Raw genomic sequence first — 6,772 nt, 5'->3', positions numbered from 1 at the left:
GCGCTGCGAGGCCACGGCCTGGAGCGGCGGCGCCTCGCCACCGGGCGGCACCAGTGGCACGAGGCGGGGATCGAAACGGGGCAACACACGGCTCATGGCCGCAAGCATACAGGGGACGCAAAAAAGCCGCTCCGAAGAGCGGCTTTTCCGAACAGGCCGGCGGATCGGACGCCCGGCCCTTGGCGAATGCCGTGCGCTTACGCGCCCAGCTTTTCCTTGATGCGGGCCGACTTGCCGCTGCGCTCGCGCAGGTAGTACAGCTTGGCCCGGCGCACGTCACCGCGGCGCTTGACTTCGATCTTGGCGATCAGGGGGCTGTACAGCGGGAAGGTACGCTCGACGCCTTCGCCATTGGAGATCTTGCGGACGATGAAGCTGGAGTTCAGACCACGGTTGCGGCGGGCGATCACCACGCCTTCGTAGGCCTGCACGCGCTTGCGGGTGCCTTCGATCACGTTCACGCTGACGATCACGGTGTCGCCGGGAGCGAATTCGGGGATGCTCTTGTTCAGGCGGGTGATTTCTTCCTGTTCAAGCGTCTGGATGAGGTTCATGGTTTCCTTCATACCGATCATGGCCGCGCTGCCCAACATTGGGTTGATAAAGGCCGCGACTCCTTGAGCGTTCCCCGGGAATTTCCGGGAATTCTTCGGTCGCAGCGGCCGGCCAGAGGATCGAAAAGCCTTGGATTATAGCAATTTCTGCTTGCGCAGATAAGCCTTGTCGGCCGCGTCGAGCCGCTGCCCGTCCAGGGCCCGCTGCAGCAGGTCGGGCCGCAGCCGGGCGGTGAGGGCCAGGCTCTGCTCGCGGCGGTAGCGCCCGATGAGGGCATGGTGGCCGCCCAGCAGGACCTCGGGCACTGCCATGGGCCCGGCCGGCCCCTGCCAGACCTCGGGGCGGGTGTGGTGCGGGCTGTCGAGCAGACCGTCCAGCGCGGGATTGAAGCTGTCCTGCTGGTGGCTGCCTTCGTCGCCCAACACCCCCGGCATCAGACGCGCGACCGCATCGAGCATGGCCATGGCGGCAATCTCGCCACCCGAGAGCACGAAGTCACCCAGACTGATCTGCCGGTCGATGCAGGCGTCGATGAAGCGCTGGTCGATGCCTTCGTAGCGGCCGCAGAACAGCACGGCCCCCGCGCTCGCACACCAGCCTTCGACCGCAGCATGATCAAGGCGTTCGCCAATGGGGGAGAACAGCACCGCCGGCGCCCGCTGCCCTTCGGGCTCTGCGCGCTCGGCACGGATCGCCTGCAGACAGCGCCACAGGGGTTCAGCCATCATGACCATGCCCGGACCACCGCCGAAGGGTCGATCGTCGACGCGGCGGTAGTTGCCCTCGGCCCAGTCGCGCGGATTCCACAGGCGCACGTCAACCTGGCCGCCTTCGAACGCGCGGCGGTTGATGCCGCACCTCAGAAAGGGCTCGAACAGCTCGGGAAACAGGGTGACGACGTCAAAGCGCATGGGGGTATTGTCACACCCCATGACCGGTCGGGCACCGCGGTGGCCGGCAGAGCGCCGGCTCAGTAGTCTTTGTGCCAGTCGGCCGTGATCCGGCGGCCCGCCAGATCGACCTCGTCGATGTACGCATCCACGAAGGGGATCATCCGCTCGGCCTTGCGCTCGCGCCCGTCCACGGTTTCGGTGTAGCCGAGCACGAGCACGGCGTGCGGCCCGGTGGGCATGAGGTCCTGCACCACGCCCAGGTGCTCGCCCTCGCGGTTGAGCACGGACAGGCCGATGAGATCCACCCAGTAGTACTCGCCCTCCTGTACCGGTGGAAAGGCGCTGCGCGGCACGTGGATGCGGGCCCCCTTGAGCGCTTCGGCGCCGCTGCGATCGGCAATGCCGTCCAGACGGACCACCACGCCATCGGCATGTGCCTTGACCTCCGCCACGCGGACGCGCACCGGTTTGTCAAACGCCGAAAAACCCTTGCCGAAACGCGCTTCGGGTGGCAGGAGGTACCAGTCGGAAGATTCGAACAACGCCCGGGTGTCGGCGCTGTAGGGCTGGATGCGGACCCAGCCCTTGATGCCCCATGCATCCGTGAACCGGCCCAGTTCGACCGCATCGCCCGGCAGGGGCGATGGCTCGAATGGTGCGGTGGATGCCGGGGCGGTGCTCAACGGTGGTTGAGGCGAATGGTTTGCGCCGTTCAGGCAGCGGCCTTGGCGGCAGCCTGCTTGATCAGGCGAGCCACGGTGTCGGAGGGTTGGGCACCCACGCCGGTCCAGTAGGTCAGGCGGTCCTGGGCGATGCGCAGGGTTTCCTCACCGCCACGGGCCAGGGGGTTGTAGAAGCCGATGCGCTCGATGAAACGGCCATCGCGGCGGTTGCGCTTGGCGGCAACCACGATGTTGTAGAACGGACGGGCCTTCGCGCCGCCGCGGGAGAGTCGAATGACGACCATGATTTATCCTTCGGGTGGTGATTCCCCGGCCCTGGCAACTGCCATCGACCGGATTTCTTTGCAGCGCTTGAGACACACGACTGACCACCCGGCCAGCGAAACGCTACAGAACTTGGCATTATAGTCAATCAAGTCGCTCCGACGCATTCATTGTTCCCTTCATGATCCTGATTCGCCCCAGCCGCGACGAAGACCTGGGAGCCATGGCCCGCATTTACGGTCACCATGTGCTGCACAGCACCGGCACCTTCGAGACCACGCCGCCGACCCCTGATGACATGGCGATCCGCCGCTCGGACGTGCTCGGCAAAGGCCTGCCCTGGCTGGTGATCGAGGTCGCCGGCGAGGTCAAGGGCTTTGCTTATGGCAACTGGTTCAAGCCCCGCGCGGCCTACCGCTTTTCCGTCGAGGATTCGATCTACCTGGCGCCCGACGCCACCCGCCAGGGGTTGGGCAGGCTGCTGTTGACCGAATGGCTGGCGCAGTGCGAGCGCGCCGGGGTGCGCAAGGTCATGGCGGTGATCGGCGACTCGGCCAACGCCGGATCGATCGGTCTGCACACCGCACTGGGCTTCGGGCACGTGGGCGTGGTGCGCTCGTGCGGCTGGAAGCTCGGCCGCTGGCTGGACATCGTGCTGATGGAGAAATTCCTGGGCCAGGGCGACGAAACCCCACCTGAGGAAAAGCAACCATGAGCCGGGCGCGCAACAAGACCGTCGCCACCTGGCTGGCCCTGCTGGGCGGCACGCTGGGCCTGCACCGCTTTTACCTGCGCGGCCCGGGTGACTGGGTGGGCTGGCTGTTCCCCATCGCCTCCGGGCTGGGCTGGTGGGGCATGGAGCGGCTGCAGACCCTGGGCCAGGACGACAAGCTGTCGTGGGTGCTGATCCCGTTCCTGGGCCTGTCGCTGGCCGTGGCCTGCCTGTCGGCCATCGTCTACGGCCTGGCCGACCGCGAAAAATGGAATGCCCGCTATGCCGTGGGCCAGGGGCCGCAGGCGACGGCGGGAGCCACCACCTGGCTGACCATTGTTGCCGTGGCACTGTCGCTGCTGGTCGGGGCCACGGCACTCATGGCCAGCCTGTCCTACAGCCTGCAGAACTACGTGATGTACCAGGTCGAGGAAGGCCGCAGAATCAGCCAGGAACAGTGAACGCCCTGCACCATCAGGACAGCAGGAACATCACCAGGCTCAGCGTGAACAGCGCCGCGGCGGTGGAAATGCCCATGCTGGCGGTGGTGAGCTCCTCGACCACGTGATAGCGATGGGCGAACAGGAACACATTGGCGCCAATGGGCAGCGCAGCGGCCACCACCATCACGGTCAGCGGCAGGCCGGTGACCCCCCAGGCCCAGGCGCTCAGGCCCACCACCGCGGGCAGCACCAGATTCTTGGTGAAGGTGATCCACAGGGCGTCGCGCCAGTGCCCGCGCATGGGAGTGCGCGCCATGCTGACCCCGACCAGCACCAGCGCCAGCGGCCCGAAGGCATTGCCCAGCAGTTGCAACGGCCGCTCCACCACTGAAGGCAGCACCCAGCCCGTCTGCGCGAACAGCAGGCCGGCGATGATGGGCAAGGGGACCGGGTGAATCACCGCCCCCTTGATGGCCGAGGCGGCCGTCGCCAGCACATGCGGCGAGCCGCTGCCGGCCTGGCGTGCTTCACGCGCCGCCGCCAGTTCCAGGGCCACGGAACCGATGGTCAGCAGGATCAGGGCATGCACCGACACCAGCGTCAGCAGCGTGACCAGCCCCTGCTGACCGTAGGCCAGCTCAACCAGGGCGATGCCGATCATCACCATGTTGGAGAACGCCCCGGCCATCGCCATGACCACGCTGCGGCAGTTGAAGCCGCGCCAGGCGATGGCGGTGAACAGCAGCGCGATGGCGGCCGGAAAGTAGGCCAGCACCGGGCGCAGGTCCAGTTGCTCGATGTGCACCTTGCTCATGGAGCGAAACAGCATGGCCGGGATCAGCACCAGGAAGACCAGGTTGGACAGATCCTTGATCGCCTCGCCGCGCACCCACTGCAGACGTCCGGCCACAAAGCCGACACCGATGAGCAGGAACACCGGCGCGAGCGAGACAAACACGGGATGGGTGGCGATGGACATGGGGGCCGATCTTATCGGGCCGCACCATCTCCCGCAGGGCTCAATGGCTGTGGCGCATGCCGCAGTACTTGCCCAGTGCCAGGCCCTTGCAGGCGGTCTGCAGCTCCTTCAGGCAGACTTTCTCATCCTTGCCGGACGCCAGACACCTGGCCGCCGCCTCGTGCGCCGCGGCGATGGCACGGTGCTTCTGGATATCCTGCTGACGCTCCTGCTCCGAATGCTGGGCCCATGCAGGCAGTGCCAGCAGGGCAATCAGCCACAGAGATCGTCTGAGATGCATCGTTCAACTCCTTTCAAGTAAAAAAACGGCGACCCTCCGCGGAGCCGTCCACGGAAGACCCATCACGCGCGGGCGCCACCGCCCGCCCCGACACCGTCACAATCGGCGCAGATGCCGCGAATCGCCAGCTCCACCTGCGTGCCACGATGCCCCTGCGCTGCCGCACGGCCCAGCAGGGCACCCGCCCAGGCCCGCATCTCGCTGCCGGCGGCGTCCAGCCACAGACTGCGGTGGCAGAGATCGCATTCGAAGCTGGGCGGCCGGATGACCGCCTCGGCATCCTCGTCCCGGGCCAGCGCGAATCGCCAGCTGCGCGAGGCGTGGTCGGTCTGCCGCCGCAGCACGCCACAGGCCACCAGCCGGTCGAGCAGGCGATAGAGCGTGACGCGGTTGACCGTCACGCCCCGAGCCTGCACCAGCGACGCCACCTGCGTGTGCGTCAGTGTGGCGTCCGGCACTCCCAGGAACAGGCCGAGCACGACCCGTGTCGCGAGCGTGCGGCGCAGGCCGGCCGCTGTCATGCGGGCCACGATATGGGCGGGCAGGCGTGGTGCGAGCGTATCGGTCATGGCGGACGGGTGGGGTGGAAAGCGCCGATATTAACGCAACAAAGTTGCAATAAATCGCATCCGCCGACAGTCACCCTCGCGCCGACGCCGGAAAGGCATCTCACGTAAACTGGCCGCAGCCCATTCCTGTACCTGTACCGCCTTGCCCTTTTCCCATCTGCTCCTGGCCCTGGCCATCGTCGCCGTCTGGGGCACCAATTTCGTGGTGATCCGCTGGGGCCTGGACGGCCTGCCGCCCTTTCTGTTCGCCACCCTGCGCTTCGCGTTCTCGGCCCTGCCCTGGCTGCTGTTCGTGCCCAGGCCGAAGGTCGGCTGGCGCCCGATGGCGGCCTTCGGGGTGCTGCTCGGCGTGGGTCAGTTCGGCCTGCTGTTCCTGGCCATGCGTGGCAGCATCTCGCCGGGCATGGCCTCGCTGGTGGTGCAGATGCAGGTGTTCTTCACCATCGGGCTGGCGCTGATGCTGATGAAGGAAAAGGTGCGGCCCTACCAGCTTGTGGGGCTCGTGCTGGCGGTGGGCGGACTGGCGCTGATCGGCTCGCACCTGGACGCCACCATCACGGCCCTGGGCGTGGCGCTGGTGCTGGGCGCGGGTTTCTGCTGGGCCTGCGCCAACCTGGTGATCAAGCAGATCGGGCAGGTCAACATGCTGCACTTCATGGTCTGGAGCAGCGTTTTCGCCGTGCCACCCCTGCTGGCGCTCTCGCTGCTGCTCGAAGGGCCCGGGGCCATCGGCCAGGCGCTCGCGGGTGCCGGCCCGCTCATCTGGGCCAGCGTGCTGTGGCAGGCCATCGGCAACACGCTGTTCGGCTACGGCGCCTGGAACTGGCTGCTGGCGCGCCACCCCGCGGCCTCGGTGGCGCCGACGGCGCTGCTGGTGCCCGTGTTCGGCATGGGTGCCTCGGCACTCGTGCTGGGCGAGGCCATGCCGTCGTGGAAGCTGCAGGCCGGGGCACTGGTGCTCACCGGCCTCGCGGTGATCATCTTCTGGCCAAGGCTGCGAAAGTCCGTCTGAACTTGTCCACTTTCGGCGCGGCCACGGCCAGGCAGTAGCCCTGGTCGGGATGGCGCTCGAAAAAATCCTGGTGGTAGTCCTCGGCCCGCCAGTAGTGCTGCAGCGGCCGCACCTCGGTCACGATGGGTGCACCGAAAGCATCTTGCGCCGTCAGCTCGTCAATCATCGCCTGCGCCGTCGCGCGCTGCGCCTCGGTCGTGTAGTAGATGCCGCTGCGGTACTGGGTGCCGACGTCGTTGCCCTGCCGGTTGGGCGTGGTCGGGTCGTGCACCACGAAAAACACCTCGAGCAGTTCGCGCGTGCTCACCTGGGCCGGGTCGTATTCGAGCTTCACCACCTCGACGCAGCCGGTGCGGCCGGTGCACACGTCCTCGTAGGTGGG

Annotated in this window: 11 protein-coding genes; 3 read left to right on the top strand and 8 right to left on the bottom strand. The window is 67.1% G+C overall.

What is annotated here, in order from left to right; genetic code table 11:
- Positions 1-197: 197 nt before the first annotated feature.
- The 4 genes from rplS to rpsP all read right to left on the bottom strand — a co-directional run bounded on the left by rplS (position 198) and on the right by rpsP (position 2,415).
- Positions 198-554, bottom strand: a complete 357-nt coding sequence (rplS, locus tag PHQ87_RS13270) for a 50S ribosomal protein L19 (RefSeq protein ID WP_300235204.1) — start codon at positions 552-554, stop codon at positions 198-200.
- A gap of 135 nt (positions 555-689) precedes the next feature.
- The gene (gene trmD, locus PHQ87_RS13265) at positions 690-1,466 is read right to left on the bottom strand and encodes a tRNA (guanosine(37)-N1)-methyltransferase TrmD (RefSeq protein WP_300235201.1); all 777 of its coding nucleotides are present in this window, start codon (positions 1,464-1,466) and stop codon (positions 690-692) included.
- 59 nt (positions 1,467-1,525) lie between these two features.
- On the bottom strand, positions 1,526-2,131 hold the full coding sequence (rimM, locus tag PHQ87_RS13260; protein WP_300235199.1) for a ribosome maturation factor RimM: 606 nt from the start codon (positions 2,129-2,131) through the stop codon (positions 1,526-1,528).
- Between the two features lie 29 nt (positions 2,132-2,160).
- Positions 2,161-2,415 (bottom strand): 30S ribosomal protein S16, encoded by a 255-nt coding sequence (gene rpsP, locus PHQ87_RS13255; RefSeq protein WP_300235197.1) that lies wholly within the window; start codon positions 2,413-2,415, stop codon positions 2,161-2,163.
- Positions 2,416-2,576: 161 nt separating this feature from the next.
- Here rpsP and PHQ87_RS13250 point away from each other — a divergent pair, with 161 nt between their 5' ends.
- Entirely contained in the window at positions 2,577-3,110 is a 534-nt protein-coding gene (locus PHQ87_RS13250; RefSeq protein WP_300235195.1) for a GNAT family N-acetyltransferase, read from the top strand.
- Positions 3,107-3,568, top strand: coding sequence for an NINE protein (locus PHQ87_RS13245; RefSeq protein ID WP_300235192.1), 462 nt, complete (start codon positions 3,107-3,109; stop codon positions 3,566-3,568). Before PHQ87_RS13250 ends, PHQ87_RS13245 begins: the two co-directional genes overlap by 4 nt.
- 13 nt (positions 3,569-3,581) lie before the next feature.
- On the opposite strand, the gene PHQ87_RS13240 is transcribed toward PHQ87_RS13245, so the two are convergent.
- From PHQ87_RS13240 to PHQ87_RS13230, 3 genes are all read right to left on the bottom strand, one after another.
- The gene (locus tag PHQ87_RS13240) at positions 3,582-4,529 is read right to left on the bottom strand and encodes an AEC family transporter (protein WP_300235188.1); all 948 of its coding nucleotides are present in this window, start codon (positions 4,527-4,529) and stop codon (positions 3,582-3,584) included.
- A 40-nt stretch (positions 4,530-4,569) separates the two neighbouring features.
- Positions 4,570-4,809: a hypothetical protein gene (locus PHQ87_RS13235; protein WP_300235185.1), complete on the bottom strand. Its 240-nt coding sequence runs from the start codon at positions 4,807-4,809 to the stop codon at positions 4,570-4,572.
- 62 nt (positions 4,810-4,871) lie between these two features.
- On the bottom strand, positions 4,872-5,378 hold the full coding sequence (locus tag PHQ87_RS13230) for a Fur family transcriptional regulator (protein ID WP_300235182.1): 507 nt from the start codon (positions 5,376-5,378) through the stop codon (positions 4,872-4,874).
- A 142-nt stretch (positions 5,379-5,520) separates the two neighbouring features.
- Between PHQ87_RS13230 and PHQ87_RS13225 the strand changes: the two genes are divergently transcribed.
- Entirely contained in the window at positions 5,521-6,390 is an 870-nt protein-coding gene (locus PHQ87_RS13225) for an EamA family transporter (protein ID WP_300235179.1), read from the top strand.
- On the opposite strand, the gene msrA is transcribed toward PHQ87_RS13225, so the two are convergent.
- A partial coding sequence (gene msrA, locus PHQ87_RS13220; protein WP_300235176.1) for a peptide-methionine (S)-S-oxide reductase MsrA occupies positions 6,356-6,772 on the bottom strand: 417 nt, incomplete at its 5' end. The genes PHQ87_RS13225 and msrA overlap by 35 nt on opposite strands.

Source organism: Hydrogenophaga sp., assembly GCF_028698005.1.
Taxonomy (GTDB): domain Bacteria; phylum Pseudomonadota; class Gammaproteobacteria; order Burkholderiales; family Burkholderiaceae_C; genus Hydrogenophaga.
The sequence above is the reverse complement of the archived record's forward strand: the minus strand, read 5'-3'. Positions and strand labels throughout refer to the sequence as shown.